The following is a 19,233-nucleotide window of genomic DNA, read 5'->3' on the forward strand; positions in this document are numbered from 1 at the left end:
ACCCAGAGTGAAGGCGAACGGACCCAAAAGCCAGGGGAATTCGGAAATCTGTGGACAGGAAGCTCAGCGTGAATAAGTTGATCACTCCGTAGAGTGACGATCCGGCTCCCGCGCCGCCCTCGCGGAGCGCCCCGGCGGCCGTCCGACGGGGAACCGCGCCTCGTTGCGGTCGATCTTCGCCGACAGCGCGGCCAGCGGATCGACGCCCAGCACGCCGCAGAACTGGAGCAGGTACGCCAGTACGTCGGCCACCTCGTCCGCCACCCGGTGCGCCGTCTCGGGGTCGTCCATGACCCGGTCGGCCTCCTCGGGGGTCAACCACTGGAAGATCTCGAGCAGTTCGGCCGCCTCGACGCTCAGCGCCGCCGCCAGGTTCTTCGGCGTGTGGTACGGCTGCCACTCCCGCGAGGCCGCGAACTCGGCGAGCCGGCGCTGCAATCCCTGCACATCCAGTTCTGTCACGGGTTCAGGTCTACCACCGTCACTCCGGCGCGCCCGCGGGCGGCCCTCGCCCCCGCCTCGCCGACCGTCCCCACCAGCCGGATGTGCCCCTCGGCGCAGATCTGCGCGGCCAGCCCCGCCAGTTCGCGCGTCTGGCGCCGGTCCAGGGCGCGGTCGAAGCCGTCGGCGAGCACGGTGAGCGTCTGCATCGCGTGGGGCACCTCCGCCGCCGGGTCCATGGCCAGCACGCCCGGCCCGGTGAGCAGCACCAGCGCGAGCGCCAGGTAGCGCAGTTCGCCCTCGCCCAGCCGCCCGACCGGCATGCCGCCCTCCGCGCCACGGCCGAGCACGGCCCGTACCGTTCCGTCGGCGAGCTCCTCGACGCCCAGGTCGCGCACGGGTCCGGCACAGCCCGCGCGGGCGACCGCGGCCAGCCGGGCGTGCCTGCGCGGGCAGCCGGTGCGGGTGCGGTGGAGCACCTCCGCGAGGTTGTCGCAGCCGCGCCGCAGCCGTCCCTCGCCGGCCGGCACGGGGACCCGCATCCGCTGTGGCTGCGGGTCGCACGGGAAGACCGACCGGAGCGCCACGACGACCTGCTCGGCTGCGGCGAGCACCCGGCGCTGCCCCTCGGTCTTGCCCGCCACCCGCAGCGGCAGCAGCGCCGTACCCAGCCGGTCCCCGGGGAGCGGGGCCCGGGTGACCGGCACCGAGCCGGCGGTGTGCCACTCGGCCTGCACGGTGCGGCGGCCAGGGTCGCGCAGCGCCGTCGTGAGCAGCGTCCGCCCGTCACCGCCCGTCAGCCGCTCGCCCACGACCCGTAGTTCCGGCTCCGCCTGGACGGCCAGGTCCAGGCGGACGGGCCCGGCCGGACCGTCCACGGTGCAGCCGATCCGGAAGCCCCGCCGCCCCTCCGCGTCCGCCTCCGCCCGCTCGGGCACGCATCCGACGGGGTCGGGGAAGGCGGCGGCGAGCGTGGCGCCCGCGCCGAGGAGCGCGAGCGCTTCGTACGCTTCTAACGCGCTCGATTTGCCGCTGCCGCTCGCCCCCGCGAAGAGGGTCACCGGCGCGAGCCGGAAGGCGGCGCCGCGGTGCGATTTGAAGGCGGACAGCCGCAGTTCCGTGACGGCGGGGCGGGCGGGCGCGGCGGAGGGCGACGAGGAGGGCGTGGGGCGGGTTGCGTGCATGCTCGGACCGTATGAGGGGCCCCTCATGCTGAACCGTTCCGGCCGAACAGCCTTCCTACGAACGAGGGAACCGCCCTAGGAATGCGGAACCGCCGCCGCGGCGACGCCCTCGACCTCCGTACCGGCGGGTGCCAGGAGGAAGACGTTCCGGTCGACCCGGTGCATTCCGCTGCCGAGGCCGAAGACGACGCCGCTGCTGAAGTCGAGGATCCGCTTGGCGACGTCCGTGTCCGCCGCGGTCAGGTCCAGCAGGACCGGGACCTGCGCGATGAGGTACTCGGCGACCTCGCGCGCGTCGGCGAAGACCTGCACCCGCAGTACGACCATGCGGCGCTGTTCGACGGCCTCGTAGTCCTGCGGGATCGTGCTGTGGTCGACCCTGGACGGCCATTCGTTGCGCCCCCGCAGCGGGACGACCTGGGCCAAGCCCTCCCACTGTTCGTCGGTGACGTCGTACCTCTCGTACCTACTCATACGCCTATCCTCGCCCCCCTCACCCGTTCGGCCCAACTGCGACACGACGGCACCTGTGGCGGCCGGGAAATGACGTGTCGTCCGAACGAGTGGGTGGCTGTCCCCAGGGCCATCGCGGTGGCCTGCCGGGTGGCCACGTTTGGCGCGGCCGCGCAGCATTGACAGTGCAAAACAGCCCAGCTACTTTCGGCCCAGGCCGAAACTGTCCAGGTTTTGACAGGCCTTCCGGAGGCCCAGCATGAAGACAGGGTTCAAGCGCGCCACCGTTCCTCTCGCACTCCTCACCCTCACCGCGCTCACCGCGGCCGGGTGCAACAGCGGTGACAGCGGCTCGGGGTCGAACAAGGTCACCGTCTGGATGTACCCGGTGATCATGGATCCGAAGGCCAACGCCGCGTACTGGGACGGCATCGAGAAGGGCTTCGAAGCCGCTCACAAGAGCCTCGACCTCACCATCGAGCAACTTCCCTGGGAGAACCGCGACCAGAAGCTCGCCACCGCCTTCGGCAGCGGCAAGGGCCCCGACGTGGTGCTGCTCGGCCCCGACCAGATCCCCCAGTTCCAGGCGAACGGCGCGGTCCAGCCCGTGGACCGGGCCATCGAGAAGTCCCGGAACGCCTTCCGGCCGGCCGCCCTCGAAGCCATGACACAGGACGGCAAGGTCTACGCGGCGCCGATCTACCACACCGTCACCAGCACGCTCTACAACAAGAAGCTGCTGGACAAGGCGGGGATAAAGGAACCTCCCGCCACCTGGGACGCCCTGAAGGCCGCCGCGCCGAAGCTGAAGCAGGCCGGGGTCGCCACCCTCGACTACTCCGCCAGCAACGAGGCCTCGCTGAACATGAGCTTCTACCCGCTGCTGTGGCAGGCGGGCGGCAAGGTGTTCGACGAGAGCGGCAAGAAGACCGCGTTCAACAGCCCCGAGGGCGTCGAGGCGCTCACCTTCCTGGTCGACCTGTACAAGAGCGGCGCCGTGCCCCGTTCCGCGCTGACCAACGCCAACCTCTTCACCGACCAGGCGCTCGGCAAGGAGCAGGTGGCGATGGGCTACACCAACACCCCGTCCGACGCCGCCCTCGCCGAGAAGACCTGGGGGAAGGGCAACGTGATCGTCGGCCCGGCGCTCGCCGGGCCCAGGAAGCAGGTCTGCTTCGGCATGCCGGGCGGCCTCGGCATCAACGCCAGGACGAAGAACCTGGCCGGCGCGGAGAAGTTCATCGCCTATATGACCGAGCCCGCGCAGATCGCGTCCATGGGCAAGGCCGGCGGGTTCTTCTCCCCGCGTACGGATGTGACCGTCCCCAACGACAGCTCCTTCGCCAAGGAGTACGAGGCCGCCCTGGCCAACACGTTCCCCGGCGAGCCGCATCCCGCCGCCCGCCAGCTCATGGCGCTCATCACGCCGGAGATCCAGGCCGCGCTCACCGGCAAGAAGACACCTGAGCAGGCGCTGGCGGCAGCGGCCAAGGAGGGCGACGACCTGCTGGCGCGGCAGCGTTGAGCAAAGTCGAGCCCCGCGAGGCCTCCCCCGACGAGCCGGAGCCCCCCGAGCCCGGCGCCCCCGCGAGGCGGGACGCGGCCACGCGCCCCGCTGCCCCGGGCGCCGCGCCCGTGGACGGTACGCCCGTGGACGGCGCCCCTGGGGCGTCCCCGGCCGCCGGAACCCGCACGGACGACGAGGCCGGCCGTGCGGCGACGGACGGCTCGGGCCCGGACGGCGGGCCCGCGCCCGAAGCGGGCGCCCGCAGCCGTGTGGGCGGCACCGGGCCGGGCACCGTCGTCGGTGCGGTCACGGCCGCCTCGCCCGTCGTGGCCGCCGGTGGCGCACCCGGCGCGGCCGGCCCTCCGGGCGCGGCCGCGGGCACCCTGCCAGGTGTCGGCCCCGGCGCCGTGCCGGGTCCCGTCCCGGGGGGCGGACCGGACGGTGCCCCGCCGGGTGGCTCGGGCCTTCCTGGGAAACCGGTACCGGGCAGAGCTCGAAGGGGCGGGCGGGGCAGTCCGGTGCGGCGGCGGGAGGCGTGGATCGGGCTGGCGTTCGTGGCGCCGATGCTCGTGCTGTTCCTGGTCTTCCGGTTCGGGCCGACCCTCGGTGCCGCGTTCCTGTCGCTCACCGACTACCGGCTCAGCGGCGAGTGGGACTTCATCGGCGTCGCCAACTACACCCGGCTCCTCGATGACGACCTGTTCTGGGAGAGCCTCGGCGTCACCGCCGTCTACACCGCCCTCTACGTGCCGATGACCGTGCTGCTGGCGCTCGGCACGGCCGTGCTGCTGCACCGCACGCTCTGGCTGCGCGGCTTCTTCCGGGGGCTGTTCTTCCTGCCCTATGTGACCAGCATCGTGCTGGCCGCGGTCATCTGGAAGTGGATCTACGAGGTGGAGGACGGGCTGCTCAACACGGCCCTCGGCGCCCTCGGCACCGGCCCCGTCGACTTCCTCGGCGACGAGTCGCTCGTCCTGCCCTCCATCGCCGCCGCCTCCGCCTGGAAGGGCTTCGGGTACTCGATGCTCATCCTCCTCGCCGGGCTCCAGTCCATCCCCCGCGAGGTCGCCGAGGCGGCCACCATCGACGGCGCGAGCGCCTGGCAGCGCTTCCGCTGGGTGACCCTGCCCCTCCTGCGGCCGGTGCTGTTCTTCGTCCTCGTCATCGAGGCCATCCAGGCCTTCCAGGTCTTCGACGCGATGTACGTCATGACCGCCGGCGGCCCCGTACGGGCCAGCTACTCGCTCGTGTACTTCCTCTACGACTCGGGCTTCAAGTTCTTCGACTTCGGCTACGCGAGCGCGGTCGGCCTGGTCCTCTTCCTCGTCGTTCTCGTCTTCTCGCTCATTCAGCGCCGGCTCATCGGAAGGGAGGAGGACTGATGGCGCGGCTGAGGCTGCCGGTCCTGCTGGTCCTGGTCGCGTTCGTGACCGTCACCCCCTTCGTCGTCATGGTGCTGGTGGCGTTCGCGCCGCCCGGCGGCCGCACCCTGCCGGGCGCCTTCGACGTCACCCGCGCCACCCTCCACAACTTCACCGAGGTGCTCGGAAGCGCCGACATCACCCGCTGGGCGCTCAACTCGCTCATCTACTCGCTGGTGTCGGTGCTGCTCATCCTGCTGTTCGCGTCGATGGCCGGGTACGCGTTCGCCAAGAAGCGCTTCCCGGGGCGCGAGGTGCTGTTCTGGTCGTTCCTGGCGACCCTGATGGTGCCGTTCCAGGCGACCCTCATCCCCTACTACATCCTCGTCTCCGAGATGGGCGGCGTGGACACGTACTGGGGCCTGATCGTGCCGACCCTCGCAAACTCGCAGGCCGTGTTCCTGATGCGGCAGTTCATCGTGCAGTTGCCCGACGAGCTGTTCGAAGCCGCGAAGATCGACGGCGCCTCGGAGTGGCGGGTCTTCACGACCGTCGTGCTGCCGCTGATCCGTCCGGTCCTCGCCACCCTCGGGGTGTTCGTCTTCCTCTGGCACTGGAACGACTTCCTGTGGCCGCTGGTCATCGGCCAGTCGGAGGCCATGCGCACGCTCACGGTCGGGCTCGCCACGCTGGAGGGCGAGAACGTGACGATCAACCAGATCATGGCCGGAGCCACCATCACCGTCATCCCGTGCCTGCTGGTCTTCGGCCTCCTCCAGCGGTACCTCACCGACTCCATCGCCACCAGCGGCCTGAAGTCATGACCTCGGTCATCACCCCGGTCATCGACATCAACCGCACCCTGGGCCCCCTCCCCCACGACGACGTCCCCAGCCGGGACGAGACCGGCCTCGTCGGCGAGCTGGAGCGGCTGCGCATCGACACGGCGTGCGTCGTCCACGCGTACGCCGTCCATGGCGACCCGCGCGACGGAAACGACGAGCTGCGCCACCTCACCGACCCACGACTGCTCCCCGTACCGGTCCTGGTGCCGGGGCCGCTCGGCACCGGGCCGGGGAGGGGCGAGACCCCGCTCGTGCGCCTGTGCCCCCGGCAGCACGGCTGGTCCGTCACGGGACCGCACGCCCGGGAGCTGGTCGCCGAGCTGGCGACGAGCGGTACGACCCTGCTGCTGGCGTGGGACGAGGTGACGGCCGACGAGGTGCACCGGCTGGCCGCCACGCTGCCCGTCCCGCGCGTCGTCCTCACCGGCACGGGCTACCGCGCCCTGCGCGAGCTGGCCGAGCTGCTGGAGAGCCACCCCTCGCTGTACGTGGACACCTCGACGCTCTGCGGCCACCGCCAGGTCGAGTGGATCGCCGGGCGGTACGGCGCTCACCGGGTGCTGTTCGGGACGGGCGCCCCGGTCACGGACGACGCCGGGCCCCGCTACCTGCTGGACACCCTGGACCTGCCGGCGCACGACGCCGCGCTCATCGCGGGCGGCAACGCGCTGCGGCTGCTGGGCGGTGAGCCGTGAGCACGGCGGGGCGCCCGGCCATGGACGTCATCGACGCGCACGGGCACATCGGACGGTGGCCGGCGTTCGCCGTTCCGGACGGTTCGGCCGAGAGCCTGGTCGCCATGATGGACCGCTGCGGTGTCGCCACCGCGTGCGTGTCGCACCTGCTGGCGGTGGGCCCCGACGCCCGCGCCGGCAACGCCCTGCTGGTCGAGGCGCTCCAGGCGCACCCCGGCCGGCTGCTCGGCTGGGCGGTGTACCAGCCGCATGACCCGCAGGCCCCCGACCGGCTGCGGGACCTGCTGGAGGTGCCCGGCGTCATCGGCGTCAAGCTCCACCCCGAGACGCACGAGACGGCGCTCGACGACCCCGCGTACACGCCCGCGTTCGAGGCAGCCGCCGAGCACAGGAGACTCGTCCTGGCACACAGCCAGCATGGCAGCCCCTGGTCCGACGCCCGCCATTTCGCGGCCGTCTCGCCCCGCCATCCCGGCGTACCGCTGCTGATGGGCCACGCGGGCCTGTTCCCGCAGGGCTTTCGCCCCGCCGTTCAGGCCGCGGCGCGCTGCCCCGACCTGGTGCTGGAGACCTGCGGGTCCCGGATGACGGCACGTCACCTCACCCGGATGGTCGCCGAGGCAGGGGCGGACCGGGTGGTGTTCGGCTCGGACGCCGTCTTCCTGGACCTGCGCACCGGACTGGGCCGGGTGCTGCTCGCCGACCTGCCGGAGGCGGACCGGGAGCAGGTCCTGCACGGCACGATGGACCGGCTGCTCAAGGGCGCCGCATGAGAGCGCCGGAGTGGCCCGCCTGGCCGCCGCCCCCGACCGACGAGCAGCGCCGGGCCCTGCTGCGGGTGCTGGACAGCGGCCGGTGGGGGGCCACGAGCGGCACGGCGACGGAGGAGTTCGCGGCGGCGTTCGCCCGGCGCGTCGGAGCGGCGCACGGGGTGTGCACCGTCAACGGCACGGTCGCGCTGTTCCTGGCGCTGCGGGCGCTCGGCGTCGGCCCCGGCGACGAGGTGGTGGTGCCCGCGTACACGTTCGTGGCGAGCGCGACGGCCGTGGTGCTGGCCGGTGCGGTCCCGGTCGTCGCCGATGTCACCGAGGACACCCTGCACCTCGATCCGGCGGCCGTACGGGCGCTCATCGGGCCGCGTACGAAGGCGGTCATGGCGGTGCATCTGGCGGGGGCGCCCGCCGACACGGAGTCGCTGGGCGCGCCGGGGCTCCCGGTGGTGGAGGACGCGGCGCAGGCGCACGGGGCGGCGCGCCACGGCCGGGCGGCGGGCTCGCTCGGGGACGTGGCCTGCTTCAGCTTCCAGTCGAGCAAGGCGATGACGGCCGGCGAGGGCGGCATCGTGGTGACGGGTGACCGCGCCCTGTACGAGCGCGTGTGGTCGCTGCACAACGTGGGCCGCAGCCCGGACGGCGACTGGTACGACCACCCCGGGCTGGGCTGGAACCTGCGGATGACCGAGTTCCAGGCGGCGCTCCTGCACCCGCAGCTCGGCCTCCTCGACGGCTGGATCGACCGTCGTGCGCGCGCCGCCGCCGCGCTCGCCGAGGCCCTCGACGGCGTACCGGGCCTGGACCTCGTCCCTCCGCCGCCCGGGACCACGCGTCACACCTGGCACCTGGCGATGCTGCGGTACGACTCCGGGGCCTTCGGCGGCCGCTCCAAGGCGGAGTTCCTGGCCGCGATGGCCGCCGAGGGGGTGCCGCTGGACGCCGGTTACCGGTCGCTGAGCCGTATGCCGTACGTATCGACGAGGGCGCCGTGTCCCGTCGCGGAGGCGGCGGAGGACGGTGTGGTGTGGGTGCGTCAGCCGGTGCTGATGGCCGGTGAGGCGGCGATGGCGTACGTCGCGGACACCGCCCGGGCGGTCCGGCGCGCCTTCAGGCGGTGAGCGCGCCGAACGCCTCGATCGCCCGCAGCGCGTCCGCCTGCGGCATGCCGGGCGGCTGGACGCGCAGGATGATCCCGTCGGCGCCCATCTCCTCGTACCGCCCGATCCGTTCGGCGCACTCGGCGGCCGAGCCGATGACCGACCGGGCGGCGATGTCCTCCCACGGCTGGGCGTAGCGGGCGGCGTCGGCGGAGGTGCGCTTCCAGTCGCCGTACGCGTCGTAGAGCCCGCGCAGCGGACCCTCCAGGGCGGTGCGGGCCTCGGCGCTGGTGCGGGCGGCGTACCCCTCGCGGCAGACGATGACCTCGGCGCCGAGGGAGCGCGGGCCGCGCGGGCAGGAGCGGTAGAGGGCGATCTTCTTCGGCAGTTCCTCGTCGGTCTCGTTGAAGGAGGTCGTCCAGCCGTCGCACGACCAGGCGGTGCGCTCCAGGGCGGCGGGCACGCGGCCGCCGTTCCAGATGCGGGGCCGGGGGGCCTGGACGGGCCGGGGCGAGAGGAAGGCGTCCTCGACGCGGTACCGGCGGCCCTCGTGGGTGACCTTGTCCTCGGTCCACAGCCGGGTGATGAGCTCCAGGCACTCCTCGAAGCGCGACACGCGCTCCTGGGGCCGGGTGCCGTACAGCGCGAACTCCTCGGGCCGGTAGCCGAGGACGAAACCGGCGGTGAGCCGGCCGCCGGAGAGGACGTCGATGTGGGCGAGCGTCTCGGCCAGCATGACCGGGTGGTGGACGGGCGCGATGAGGCCGGCGGTCGCGAGGCCGATCCGGTCGGTGTGGGCGGCGAGGTACGCGAGCGAGGTGACGGCCTCGTGGTAGCCGGGCCGGTGCAGGTGCCGTTCGCCGAGGACGGCCCAGGCGAACCCGGCCTGTTCGGCGAGGCGTACCTGTTCGACGGCGTCGGCGAGGCGCGGGCGGTCGGCCCGGTCGGCGTAGAGGTTGACGTACAGGCCGAGTCGCATGTGGAGCGCCGCCCCTTCCGTTACGGACTTCCTTTACGGTCCGGACCGTAAAGGCTAGCGTGTCGACGACCACCGCGACAGACGGGAGCGCCCCATGTCGGCTTCTGAGGACCTGGTACGGCGGTTGCGCGGCACCGTCCTTCCGGCGGTCGCGACCCCGATGGACGCGGCCGGGGTTGTGAACTTCCGGGCGTTGCGCGGGTACGCGGAGCGGATCGCGGCCGAGCGGATCGGCGGGGTCGCGGTGTGGGCCCATACGGGGCGCGGGCTGTACCTGTCGGAGGAGGACCGGCGCCGGGTCCTCGCCGTGTGGCGGGAGGCCGTCGACAGGCCGCTGGTGGCGGGGGTGGGCGTGCCGCGCGCGGCCGGGGCGGTGGGTCTCGGTGACGCGGTGGACGCGACGGTGGCGATGGCGGTGGCGGCGGCCGAGGGCGGCGCGGACGCGGTGATGGTGTATCCGCTGGCGCAGTTGGACGGTGACGACGACGCGGCGGTGGAGCTGCACGAGCGGGTGGCGGCGGCGAGCGGTCTGCCGGTGGTGGGGTTCTTCCTGCACGGGGAGGCGGGCGGGTACCCGTATCCGCCGGGGCTGGTGGAGCGGCTGCTGGCGCTGCCGTCGGCGGTGGGCATCAAGCTGGCCACCCTGGACAGGGCGATGGCCTGTCAGGACGCCATCGGCGCTGCACGACGCAGCGGCCGCCTGGTCATCACGGGTGAGGACCGGATGTTCGGGCCGTCGCTGATGTGGGGCGCGGATGCGGCGCTGGTGGGGATCGCGGCGGCCCGGGTGCCTTTGACGCGTGCGGTGCTCGAGAGCTGGCGGGCCGGGGATCACGGGCGGTTCGTGCGGGCCTCGGCGCGGCTGGACCGGTTCGCGGAGGCGACGTTCCTCGCGCCGATCGAGGGCTATGTGCAGCGGATGCTGTGGGCGGCGGTGTGGGAGGGCCTGATTCCGGAGGAGGCCGCGCACGACCCGTACGGGCCGGATCTGCCCGCGGCGGAGCGGCGGGCCGTCGTCGACTGCCTGGAGGCCCTCGCCAAGGAGGACGTCCGGGAGGGGGACGACGAGCCCGCCGGCCGGTGAGTCCGCGTCAGTTCGCGAGGAGGCCCTTGAGGATGGCCTCGTACTGCGAGGTGATCTCGGACGGGGTGCCCGACGGGCAGAGCGGGTCGAGCCGCAGCCGGGCGAGGGCGCGGGTGGCCACGCCCCAGGCGTGCCAGGTGGCGCGTTCCCAGGCCAACTGCGGCGGGTTGTACCAGCCGTCGCCGAGTCCGCCGAGGACGAGCTCGGCCTCGTCCTCCAGGGTTTCGAGCGGGCCGAGCCGGTAGACGGAGCCGCCGAACACCGAGGCGTACACCTGGCCGAAGTGGACGCTGATCTCGCCGTAGCTGGGGAGCTTGCCGGTCCGGAGGACGGTCCGGGACTCGATGTCCATGGCGAACCAGTTGCCCGACTGCCGTTTGTAGACGCCGTACAGGATGCCGTTGTGCACTTCGATGTGCTGGAGGCTGGCGTTGCCCGCGACGGGGGTGACCTCCCACAGCACGGTGCGGCGGCGCAGGTCGTAGGCGACGACCGTGGCGTTGGGCCGGGTCGGGGGGACGCTGCCGCCGCCCCAGGTGTCACCGGCGAGGTAGGCGGTGCGGTGGCCGACCCGGTCGTCGAGGGCGACGGACATCACGCTCTGGTCGGTGATGACGTCCTTGTGGACGGTGAGCCGGCCGCGTGAGCGCTCCACCAGGGTGAGGGCGCCCTTGAGGCCGCCGGCCGGGGGCGCGCTCGCCACCAGCAGGAGGTCCTGTTCCGGTACGTACGCCATGTCGGTGGGGCGCTGCTGGTCGTTCTCGATGAAGCCCATCGAGCGGACCTTGCCGCGGCGCGGGTCGATCTCCAGGAACTCGGTGCTCGGGTACATCGCCGCGTACACCTTGCCGCCGATGGCCCGGAGGGTCTTGGGCTCGCCGGGGATGCGGATGCGTTTCGACGTGCCGTGCGAGGGCCGGTGGGTGGTCAGGGAGTAGTGGCCGCCGACGTGTACGGTCCCGCCGGACTCGTAGGCGATGGACTGGACGGGGTCGGGGCCGGACAGGCCGATGTCGATGAGTTCGACGAGCTCGGACTTCCGGGTGGCCAGGTCGAGCCACCACAGCCGGCCGCTGCCCACGGCGCCCAGCATCTTCCCGCCCGGGAGGGGGACGAGGGCGCGGTGTTCGTCACCGGTGGCGGGCGCGGCGACCGCGACGAGCTTGTCACCGTCGCGCCGGTAGACGGTGCCGGTGGGGCGGCCGACGCAGTAGAGGGTGCCGTCGGCGGTGACCGTCATGGCGTCGGCGATGCGCTCGGGGGCGGGAATGGGGATGACGTGGGCGTCGCTGCCGTCGGGGGCCAGGTCGACGATGGACTTGCCGAAGGAGCCGAGGACCCGGCCGCCGCGTGCGAGGAGCGCGGAAGCGCCGCCGTACGGGGTCGGGGTGATGCTCCGTTTGGCGCCGGTGGTCCGGTCGTAGGCGACGATGAAGCCGCGCGGCAGGGTGCCGGCGTAGACGTACCGGTCGTCGGCGGCGATGGCGCGGACGTACTGTTCGCCGGCCATGGCGTTGCCGAGGTTGCGCAGTGTGCCGGTCTGGGGCTTGTACTCCCACACCTCGCCGCGCGGGCTGGTGCCCGCGTACACCGTGCCGTCGGGGGCGGTGGTGAGGCACCAGACGAAACCGCCGGCCGGACCGATGGTGCCGATGCGGGTGACGGTGCCGGTGGCCGGGTCGATGCGGTGGATGTCGGGGAAGGGGTAGGTGCCGATGTAGACCTGGCCGCCGGAGACGGTGGCCGCCCAGCCGCCGTCGCCGCGGTCGAGCCGGAAGGTTCTGGCGAGTCTTCTCGTCGTCAGGTCGATCTCGCCGACGAGCGTCGGGTTCTGGCCGCGGGCGACGACGTAGGCGTGGTCGCCCAGGACGGTCGTGCCGACGATGGCCGCCGTCAGGGACGCGACGCCGAACGTGGAGACCGGCGTGCCGTCGCAGCGGTGCCCGGCCGTCGTGGCCCCGCCGTCCGTCGGTGTGGTGGTGGCCGCTGGTGTCGTGGCGGCGTGCGCCGCGTTCGGGGTGATGGTCTGTCCCGCCACTGCCGCCAGGGTGAACCCGGCTCCGGCGTTGAGCAGTCGCCTGCGTTCCATGCGTCCCTCTCCTGTTCCGGTGGTGGTTCGGATCGCCTCACACGACCGGCGGCAGCGCGGTGCCGACCTTCAGGCCGAACAGCTCCGCCGCGTTGCGCCACAGCACTCGTTCCAGCTCTTCCTCCGTGAACCGCGCGTCCCGGACCACGCCCAGGGACACGCAGGGGTCGATCAGTGTCGCGTCGGTGCCGAACAGCATCCGTTCGACGGGGACGCCGGCCTCGCGGGCGTACGCGATGCGGCCCGCGTCCGTGGCCGTGCGGCAGTGCTCCAGGTAGAGGCGGTCGCAGGCGGCCGCGGCGTGGGCCGCCTCGCGCCAGGCGTCGCCGCCCGCGTGGCCCATGATCACGCGCAGTCCCGGCCGGGCCTCGACGAGTTCGGGGAGCAGGGTGACCTCACGCCCCCAGGTGTGCAGGAGCAGTGGTACGCCGGCCTCGGCGACCACGTCGAAGGCCTCGGCCATCTCGCGGCATCCGGGCAGCCTGCCCGGGTAGTGGGTGTGGATCTTCGCGCCGACGAACCGGCCGGTGTCCAGGCAGCGGGCGAGGTCGGCGGCGCTCTCCTCGATACGGTTGGGGTTGACGACGGCGTACCCGTACAGCCTGGGCCGGGTCTCCAGCGCCTCGCGGAGGGCGGCGTTGCCGGCGACCGCGTCGTACACGACCGCTTCCGAGGCGGACACGATCTGGAGGTCGATGCCGTAGCGGTCCATCTGGGCGAGGTTCATGTCGGCGTCGCCGGTCGTCAGGTGGAACTGCCAGCGGCCCACGTGGGCGTGCACATCGATGATCGGCATCAGGCGAGCAGCTCCTCGACGTTCTTGGTGGCGATGGCGGCACGGTCGTCGGGCGAGATGTCGGCGTAGCGCAGCTTCAGCGTCTGCGGGGAGATGTCCATGAAGGGCGTGCGGGAGCCGAAGACGAGGTGGCGCGGGCCGACGGCGTCGATGGCCCGTTCGATGGAGTCGGGGCCGGACAGCATGCGGGTGGTGGCCTTGAAGCCGGGTTCGTCGCGGGCCATGAGCAGGAAGTCGGCCAGCAGGTAGGCGTGCAGGTCGAGGAAGATCACGTCGGCGCCGCGCTCCATCAGGGGCGGTCCGAACCGGCGCGGATCGCCGTCGTGGAGCAGGACCATGCCACGGTCGATGGCCAGTTTCACCACGCGCCGGTAGCCGGGGAAGCCGGGCTCGGCGGCCTGTTCCAGGGTGAACAGTCGGAGGAAGCGGACCCCGGCGGCGGCCAGTTCGTCGAGCCGGTCCTCGGCGGTCAGCGCGTCGCGTACGTCGACGGTGCCGACGGGGAGGAGTTCGGGGCAGTCGGCGAGGTCGCGGAGCGTCTCGGCGTTGCCGGCCTCGTCGTCGAAGAGCGGGCCGCGCGTGGACAGCGCGAGGGCACCGGCGACGGGCGAGTCGCGAAGCCGGGCGCGGACCTCGTCGAGGCCGGTGTCGCGGTGGTGGCGGGGCCACGGCCCGTACATGACGTCGACGTCCCAGCCGACGTGCTCCTCCGGGGCGGGCCGGAGCCATTCGTAGGTATTGTGCGGTGTCTCGCTCATGATGCGGCGACCTTCCCCAGCGCCTGCGCGATCCGGTCCACGTCGTCCTCGCTGTAGGCCTCGTTCCACGGCAGAACCAGCAACGTACGGTCGATGAGCCGCTCGGCGCGAGGACACAGGCCCGGCGGGTACCCCGACAGTGCCGGATTGGCGTACAGCGGCCGCTCCAGATAGCCGGGCAGGGCCGGCACCCCGAGCTCGCCCAGGGCGGTGGCCCAGCGTGTGTTGTCGTCGACGAGCAGCGGGACGACCCACCAGGCGTGGCCGGCGGTCCGCTGAGGCATCGTCACCCCGGGGATGGCGGCGACCGCTTCGGCGAGGCGGGCGGCGCTCGCGCGGCGGCGGGCGACGACGTCGGCGACCCGGGTGAGCTGCGCGCGGGCGACGGCGGCGACGAGCTCGGTCATGCGGTAGTTCAGGCCCATGGTGCGGTGGATGCGGCCCTCGGCGCGGTCCCAGCCCTTGTCCATGAACAGCTTCATCCGGGTGGCGAGGGCCGGGTCGTCGGTGATGGTCAGGCCGCCGTCGCCGGCCGTGATGTGCTTGTACTGCTGGAGGCTGAAACAGGCGATGTCGCCCACCGTGCCGAGCAGCCGGCCGTCGCCGTCCTCGCCGAGCCAGGCCTGGGCGCAGTCCTCGATGAGCAGCAGCCCGTGCCGGTCGCAGATCTCCCGCAGCCGTACGGTGTCGGCGGCGCCGCCGAAGAGGTGAACGGCGATGACGGCCTTGGTGCGCGGGGTGAGCGCCGCCTCGACCGCGTCGGGGTCGAGGTTCCCGTCGTCCTCGCGCACGTCGGCGAAGACGACCCGTCCGCCCTGGGCGAGGACCGGGGCGACCGTGCCGAAGTCGGAGATCGGCGTGGTGACGACCTCGTCGCCGGGGCCGACTGCGGCGGCGGCGACGGCGAGGTGCAGCGCGGCGGTGCCGGAGCTGCACGAGACGGCCTCGGCGCGCCCGTACAGCCGGGCCATCTCGGTCTCCAGCGCCCGTGCCTCCTGGCCGAACGCCCCGCACAGGATGCCCGAGTCGAGGACCCGGAGCACCGCCGCGCGCTCCTCCTCGCCGAACGTCCTTCCCCGGGGATCCAGAACAGTGGGCAGCGGCATTTCCCGTTGCGGCATCGGGGGATTATCCTCTCGGCAGCACGCGATTATGGCCTGGGCCGAAAGTAGAACTCCCACCGACGGCCGTCAATCAGGCGTCACCGGGCACGTCGCACGGGCCAGTCCACCCGTACGTCCCACCCGCACCTCCCACCCCTATGTCCCCCGGCAGAACGGAGACCGGACCATGCCGCTCACCGTCGGCGTGATAGGTCCCGAGGACCTGGTCCACAAGGTGGTCGCGGTCGGTGGCCGGGCCGGATCGGCCCTGCTGCTGCCGCTGCCGTACCGTCACGAGGACGAGACCACCGAGGTGGTGGCACACGCGCGGTCGCGGGCGGACGCGCTGCTGTTCACCGGGGTCGTACCGCACTCGCTGGCCGAGGCGGCGGGCGCGCTGGACCGGCCGGCGATGTACGTGCCGTACAACGGCGCCACCCTGCTGCGGGCGCTGGTGGAGCTGCTGCGGCTCGGGCACGACGTGTCGCGGGTGTCCATCGACACGCTGCGCCGTGACGAGGTGCTGGAGACGATGACCGAGGCCAAGCTGCCCACGGACCGGGTTCGGGTGCTGCCGTACCGGCCGGGGCTGACCTCCGAGGACATCGTCGACTTCCACCTGGAGGCGCGGGACGCCAAGAAGACCCGGGTGGCCCTCACCTGTCTCGGCTCGGCGTTCCACGTGCTGGAGCAGCACACACACGCGGTACGCCTGGCCCCCTCCCGGCACTCGATACTGGCGACCCTTCAGGCGCTGGTCCTGGCGACGGCGGGGCAGCACAGCGGGGACGCGCAGGTGGTGCTCGGCATCGTCGACCTGCCGAGCACCGGCACGGGTGCGAGCGCGGACGCGGACGCGCGGCTGTCGGAGGACATACGGGTGCTCGGCGGCAGCCTGGCCGAGCTGCCGGACGGGCGGCGGCTGGTGGTGACGACGCGCGGGGTGCTGGAGACGGTGACGGAGCAGTTCACCCGCATCCCGTTCCTGGAGGGCCTGGCGGCCCGGCACGGCACCGCGCACCTGGGCTTCGGTCTGGGGCGTACGGCGGCGGAGGCGGAGGCGCTGGCCCGACGGGCCGTCAACCGGGCCCGCTCGGTGGGTGCGGCCGCCGGGGTGGTGTCGATGGCGGACGACGTCGACATCGTCATCACCCCGGACCCGTCGGTGGAAGCCGACCTCGCCGGGCCGCCGGAGAGCCCGGCGCTGCTGGCCCGCCGGGTCGGCCTGCACCCGCAGACCCTGGACCGGCTGCGGGAGCTGGCGGCGAAGGAGGGCGACGCGGGCATCACCGCCCACCGTGTCGCCGAGCACCTGTCCGTGCAGCAGCGCACGGCCCGCCGCATCCTCAAGCGTCTGGAGCGCGCGGGCATCGCCGTACCGGCCGGCAGCCGTCAGGAAGGGCAGACCGGCCGCCCCCCGATCGTCTACCGCGTCCACCTGTAACCCGGCCCCCGCCGATTACGGCCCGGGCCGAAACCCCCCACATGGCAGCCGCCGCGGCGGGAGCGCCGTTCGGCGGAGACGAAGGAGCTCGCGCGTGAGAATCGCCTCGTTCCACACCCGTGTCGTCCGTGCCCGCTACCGCCGCCCGTTCGCCATCAGCAGCGGCACCAGCCCCGACCTCGTCAGCCTCCTCGTGGAGGTGCGGACGACCGACGGGGCGTCGGGTTTCGGCGAGGCGTCGCCGATGACCGCGTACACCGGTGAGACGTTGGCCGGGCTGACCGCCGCCGTCGAGGAACACGTCGGGCCGGCGCTCGTCGGGCGTGACCCGCGCGACCTGGCGGGCGCCCATGCCGCGATGGACGCGGCCATCCGGGGCCAGCACCTGGCCAAGGCGGCGCTGGACCTGGCGTTGCACGACCTGGCGGCGCGGGCCGCGGGGTGGCCGGCGCACCTGCTGCTGGGCGGCGGACGGGTGGGCGGGCCGGTGCCGACGACGTGGGTGGTGGGGCTGGGCACGCTCGACGAGATGGCCGAGGAGGCGGCCCGGTACGCGGCGGCCGGGTTCCGGCACGTCAAGCTCAAGGGCGGGGAGGACCCGTCGCTCGACGTGGAGCTGGTGGCCGCCGTGCGCAAGGCGGTGCCCGAGTCGGTGGAGCTGTCGCTGGACGCCAACGAGGGGTACGCCCCGGGTGAGGCGGCCCGTACCGTGGCCAGGCTGGCGGACGCCGGGCTGGACCTGGTGGAGCAGCCGCTGCCGCGCTGGGACCTGGAGGGGCTGGCGGCGCTGCGGGCGCGGGGCGGGGTGCGCGTGATGGCCGACGAGTCGGTGCAGTCGGCGCACGACGCGCTGGAGGTGGTGCGGCGGGGCGCCGCCGACGTCCTGAACATCAAGATCCTGAAGGTGGGCGGGCTGTACCGGGCGCGGCAGGTGGCGGCGCTGGCCCGGACGGCGGGCCTCGCGGTGAAGGTGGGCACGATGCCGGAGCTGGGGGTGGCCACGCTGGCGGCCGCGCACCTGTCGGCGGCGCTGCCGCACGCCACGGTTCCGCCGGACCTGGTGGGCCCGCTGCTGGTGGAGGAGGAGCCGCTGGCACCGGCGGCGTTCGCGGGGACGCCCGGGACGGGGCTGGTGGACCTGCCGGTGACGCCGGGGCTCGGGCACGGGCTGGGTGGGTGACGGGGGCGTCGGCGGTACCCCCGGCTGCCGGCGCGCCTCCCCATGCGTATACAAATAAACCGACAATAGGACGAAGAGCACGGGGGCGGATCAGCACGGTGACGCACACATCCACGGCAAGCACGGCGAGCACGGCGCCACCGGCCACGAAGGGCGAGGCGGCCCGGGCACGTCTGGTCAGCGTGGACGTGGCCCGCGCCATCGCGGTCTTCGCCATGTTCGCCGCGCACATCGGTCCGCCCGCGAAACCCGAAGGGGCGGGCCACCTGCTGGTGGCGTTCGACGGGCGCGCGCCCGCCATCTTCACGCTCATCGCCGGGCTCTCCCTGACCCTCTCGCGCGGCGGCACCCGGTCGCGCCCCCAGCCGGCCGGCGCATGGCGCTCCACCCTCGTCCGGTGCGTGGTGCTCGCGGCGCTGGGACTCGCGCTGACGGAGCTGCGGTCGGGGATCGCCGTCATCCTCACCTTCTTCGCGCTGTACTTCCTGGCCGCCGAGCCGCTCGCCCGGCTGGGCACCCGCGCCCTGACCGTGGTCGCCGCCGCCTCGGTGGTCGCCGGCCCCGTGCTGTCGTACGTGCTGGGGCCGTACTTCGGCTACCGGGTCACCGGCCGCGGGCGTTACCCCGGCTTCGAGGCCGTCACGAGCTGGTCCGGGTTCACCGACGCCCTGGACACGCTGCTGCTGTCCGGCGCGTACCCGTGGCTCACGTACTTCCCGTACGTCGTGGTCGGCATGGCCCTGGGGCGCCTGGTGGACCTGCGCCGCACCGGCGCCGCCCGCCGCCTGATCGGCTGGGGAGCGCTCACCACGCTCGCCGGCCACGGCCTGTCCGCGCTGGCCCTGGGCCCGGGCGGCGGACGCGAGGCGCTGCTGCGGGCGATCGCCGAGAGCCACGCGTACGCGGTCAACGCCCCCGACCCCGTCCAGGCCGTGCTCGCCCGGCAGGCGGGGGCCATCCCCAGCACCTCGTGGGCCTGGCTGCTGGTCGACGGGCCCTACAGCCAGACCCCGTTCGAGACCGTCGCCAACATCGGCGCGAGCCTGCTGCTGCTCGGGTTCGCCGTCGCCGCCTGCCGCGGCAAGGCGGCCGAAACGCTGCTGCGCCCGCTGGCCGTCGTCGGCACGATGGGCCTGTCGGTGTACGCCGTCCACGTCATCGCCCGCGCCGAACTGCACCCCCACCACGGGTGGCCGGCGCTGGGCGCCTTCTGCGGGGTCTCGCTCGTGGCGTGTGCCGTCTGGGCGTTCGTCTTCCGCGCCACGCCGCTGCGGCGCGGGCCGCTGGAGTGGGCCCTGCACGCGATGATGCCGAAGGCCACAAAGGGCTGACGCCTCACCGCATCGGCTTGCCGATCGCCCCGTCCACCACGGTGGGCGGGGCGATTTCTCGTTTTCCGGTCCCGCTCTCCCTGTATCCACCGCGCCTCGACCGGGATCTGAGC

18 protein-coding genes are annotated in these 19,233 nt (G+C 73.2%); 10 read left to right on the forward strand and 8 right to left on the reverse strand.

Annotated features, from left to right (window positions below):
- Window positions 1–81: 81 nt before the first annotated feature.
- The 3 genes from ACZ46W_RS05455 to ACZ46W_RS05465 all read right to left on the reverse strand — a co-directional run bounded on the left by ACZ46W_RS05455 (window position 82) and on the right by ACZ46W_RS05465 (window position 2,099).
- A complete protein-coding gene (locus ACZ46W_RS05455; RefSeq protein ID WP_468331650.1) occupies window positions 82–462 on the reverse strand; it encodes a nucleotide pyrophosphohydrolase in 381 nt (126 codons plus the stop codon).
- Window positions 459–1,625, reverse strand: coding sequence for an AAA family ATPase (locus ACZ46W_RS05460; RefSeq protein WP_468331653.1), 1,167 nt, complete (start codon window positions 1,623–1,625; stop codon window positions 459–461). The genes ACZ46W_RS05455 and ACZ46W_RS05460 overlap by 4 nt, the downstream gene beginning before the upstream one ends.
- A gap of 75 nt (window positions 1,626–1,700) precedes the next feature.
- Complete coding sequence (locus ACZ46W_RS05465) at window positions 1,701–2,099, reverse strand: cell division protein SepF (RefSeq protein ID WP_366129810.1); 399 nt, start codon at window positions 2,097–2,099, stop codon at window positions 1,701–1,703.
- 238 nt (window positions 2,100–2,337) lie between these two features.
- On the opposite strand from ACZ46W_RS05465, the gene ACZ46W_RS05470 reads away from it, so the two are divergent.
- The 6 genes from ACZ46W_RS05470 to ACZ46W_RS05495 are packed head-to-tail and all read left to right on the forward strand — an operon-like array spanning window position 2,338 to window position 8,377.
- Complete coding sequence (locus ACZ46W_RS05470) at window positions 2,338–3,603, forward strand: ABC transporter substrate-binding protein (protein ID WP_468331658.1); 1,266 nt, start codon at window positions 2,338–2,340, stop codon at window positions 3,601–3,603.
- Window positions 3,600–4,967: a carbohydrate ABC transporter permease gene (locus ACZ46W_RS05475; RefSeq protein ID WP_468331661.1), complete on the forward strand. Its 1,368-nt coding sequence runs from the start codon at window positions 3,600–3,602 to the stop codon at window positions 4,965–4,967. The genes ACZ46W_RS05470 and ACZ46W_RS05475 overlap by 4 nt, the downstream gene beginning before the upstream one ends.
- Window positions 4,967–5,770, forward strand: a complete 804-nt coding sequence (locus ACZ46W_RS05480; protein WP_468331664.1) for a carbohydrate ABC transporter permease — start codon at window positions 4,967–4,969, stop codon at window positions 5,768–5,770. Before ACZ46W_RS05475 ends, ACZ46W_RS05480 begins: the two co-directional genes overlap by 1 nt.
- Entirely contained in the window at window positions 5,767–6,486 is a 720-nt protein-coding gene (locus tag ACZ46W_RS05485) for an amidohydrolase family protein (RefSeq protein ID WP_468331667.1), read from the forward strand. Before ACZ46W_RS05480 ends, ACZ46W_RS05485 begins: the two co-directional genes overlap by 4 nt.
- Window positions 6,483–7,259, forward strand: coding sequence for an amidohydrolase family protein (locus ACZ46W_RS05490; protein ID WP_468331670.1), 777 nt, complete (start codon window positions 6,483–6,485; stop codon window positions 7,257–7,259). The genes ACZ46W_RS05485 and ACZ46W_RS05490 overlap by 4 nt, the downstream gene beginning before the upstream one ends.
- Window positions 7,256–8,377, forward strand: coding sequence for a DegT/DnrJ/EryC1/StrS family aminotransferase (locus ACZ46W_RS05495; protein WP_468331673.1), 1,122 nt, complete (start codon window positions 7,256–7,258; stop codon window positions 8,375–8,377). Before ACZ46W_RS05490 ends, ACZ46W_RS05495 begins: the two co-directional genes overlap by 4 nt.
- Here the strand turns inward: ACZ46W_RS05495 and ACZ46W_RS05500 are convergent.
- On the reverse strand, window positions 8,367–9,335 hold the full coding sequence (locus ACZ46W_RS05500; RefSeq protein WP_468331676.1) for an LLM class flavin-dependent oxidoreductase: 969 nt from the start codon (window positions 9,333–9,335) through the stop codon (window positions 8,367–8,369). The two genes, ACZ46W_RS05495 and ACZ46W_RS05500, sit on opposite strands and share 11 nt — an antisense overlap.
- A 94-nt stretch (window positions 9,336–9,429) precedes the next feature.
- Between ACZ46W_RS05500 and ACZ46W_RS05505 the strand changes: the two genes are divergently transcribed.
- A complete protein-coding gene (locus tag ACZ46W_RS05505) occupies window positions 9,430–10,419 on the forward strand; it encodes a dihydrodipicolinate synthase family protein (protein ID WP_468331679.1) in 990 nt (329 codons plus the stop codon).
- 7 nt (window positions 10,420–10,426) lie between these two features.
- Here ACZ46W_RS05505 and ACZ46W_RS05510 read toward each other — a convergent pair whose 3' ends face one another.
- From ACZ46W_RS05510 to ACZ46W_RS05525, 4 genes are read right to left on the reverse strand one after another with little or no spacing between them, the layout of a single operon-like run.
- Window positions 10,427–12,508, reverse strand: coding sequence for an NHL repeat-containing protein (locus ACZ46W_RS05510; protein WP_468331682.1), 2,082 nt, complete (start codon window positions 12,506–12,508; stop codon window positions 10,427–10,429).
- A 37-nt stretch (window positions 12,509–12,545) separates the two neighbouring features.
- Window positions 12,546–13,304 (reverse strand): amidohydrolase family protein, encoded by a 759-nt coding sequence (locus tag ACZ46W_RS05515; RefSeq protein WP_468331685.1) that lies wholly within the window; start codon window positions 13,302–13,304, stop codon window positions 12,546–12,548.
- The gene (locus ACZ46W_RS05520) at window positions 13,304–14,062 is read right to left on the reverse strand and encodes a hypothetical protein (protein WP_468331688.1); all 759 of its coding nucleotides are present in this window, start codon (window positions 14,060–14,062) and stop codon (window positions 13,304–13,306) included. Before ACZ46W_RS05520 ends, ACZ46W_RS05515 begins: the two co-directional genes overlap by 1 nt.
- Window positions 14,059–15,183 (reverse strand): DegT/DnrJ/EryC1/StrS family aminotransferase, encoded by a 1,125-nt coding sequence (locus ACZ46W_RS05525; protein WP_468331691.1) that lies wholly within the window; start codon window positions 15,181–15,183, stop codon window positions 14,059–14,061. Before ACZ46W_RS05525 ends, ACZ46W_RS05520 begins: the two co-directional genes overlap by 4 nt.
- 169 nt (window positions 15,184–15,352) lie before the next feature.
- Between ACZ46W_RS05525 and ACZ46W_RS05530 the strand changes: the two genes are divergently transcribed.
- From ACZ46W_RS05530 to ACZ46W_RS05540, 3 genes are all read left to right on the forward strand, one after another.
- A complete protein-coding gene (locus tag ACZ46W_RS05530) occupies window positions 15,353–16,609 on the forward strand; it encodes a hypothetical protein (protein WP_468331694.1) in 1,257 nt (418 codons plus the stop codon).
- Between the two features lie 94 nt (window positions 16,610–16,703).
- Window positions 16,704–17,789: a mandelate racemase/muconate lactonizing enzyme family protein gene (locus tag ACZ46W_RS05535; protein ID WP_468331697.1), complete on the forward strand. Its 1,086-nt coding sequence runs from the start codon at window positions 16,704–16,706 to the stop codon at window positions 17,787–17,789.
- Window positions 17,790–17,887: 98 nt separating this feature from the next.
- Window positions 17,888–19,120: a heparan-alpha-glucosaminide N-acetyltransferase domain-containing protein gene (locus ACZ46W_RS05540; RefSeq protein ID WP_468331700.1), complete on the forward strand. Its 1,233-nt coding sequence runs from the start codon at window positions 17,888–17,890 to the stop codon at window positions 19,118–19,120.
- Window positions 19,121–19,233: the final 113 nt, after the last annotated feature.

The sequence above is a fragment of the Streptomyces sp. NPDC031064 genome (genome assembly GCF_055570965.1).

Excerpts from the sequence above, each read along its gene's own strand:
- ACZ46W_RS05485 (WP_468331667.1), top strand. The coding sequence starts at position 5,767 with ATGACCTCGGTCATCACCCCGGTCATCGACATCAACCGCACCCTGGGC.
- ACZ46W_RS05530 (WP_468331694.1), top strand. The coding sequence starts at position 15,353 with ATGCCGCTCACCGTCGGCGTGATAGGTCCCGAGGACCTGGTCCACAAG.
- ACZ46W_RS05515 (WP_468331685.1), bottom strand. The coding sequence starts at position 13,304 with ATGCCGATCATCGATGTGCACGCCCACGTGGGCCGCTGGCAGTTCCAC.
- ACZ46W_RS05495 (WP_468331673.1), top strand. The coding sequence starts at position 7,256 with ATGAGAGCGCCGGAGTGGCCCGCCTGGCCGCCGCCCCCGACCGACGAG.
- ACZ46W_RS05505 (WP_468331679.1), top strand. The coding sequence starts at position 9,430 with ATGTCGGCTTCTGAGGACCTGGTACGGCGGTTGCGCGGCACCGTCCTT.
- ACZ46W_RS05460 (WP_468331653.1), bottom strand. The coding sequence starts at position 1,625 with ATGCACGCAACCCGCCCCACGCCCTCCTCGTCGCCCTCCGCCGCGCCC.
- ACZ46W_RS05465 (WP_366129810.1), bottom strand. The coding sequence starts at position 2,099 with ATGAGTAGGTACGAGAGGTACGACGTCACCGACGAACAGTGGGAGGGC.
- ACZ46W_RS05500 (WP_468331676.1), bottom strand. The coding sequence starts at position 9,335 with ATGCGACTCGGCCTGTACGTCAACCTCTACGCCGACCGGGCCGACCGC.
- ACZ46W_RS05510 (WP_468331682.1), bottom strand. The coding sequence starts at position 12,508 with ATGGAACGCAGGCGACTGCTCAACGCCGGAGCCGGGTTCACCCTGGCG.
- ACZ46W_RS05480 (WP_468331664.1), top strand. The coding sequence starts at position 4,967 with ATGGCGCGGCTGAGGCTGCCGGTCCTGCTGGTCCTGGTCGCGTTCGTG.
- ACZ46W_RS05520 (WP_468331688.1), bottom strand. The coding sequence starts at position 14,062 with ATGAGCGAGACACCGCACAATACCTACGAATGGCTCCGGCCCGCCCCG.
- ACZ46W_RS05470 (WP_468331658.1), top strand. The coding sequence starts at position 2,338 with ATGAAGACAGGGTTCAAGCGCGCCACCGTTCCTCTCGCACTCCTCACC.
- ACZ46W_RS05525 (WP_468331691.1), bottom strand. The coding sequence starts at position 15,183 with ATGCCGCAACGGGAAATGCCGCTGCCCACTGTTCTGGATCCCCGGGGA.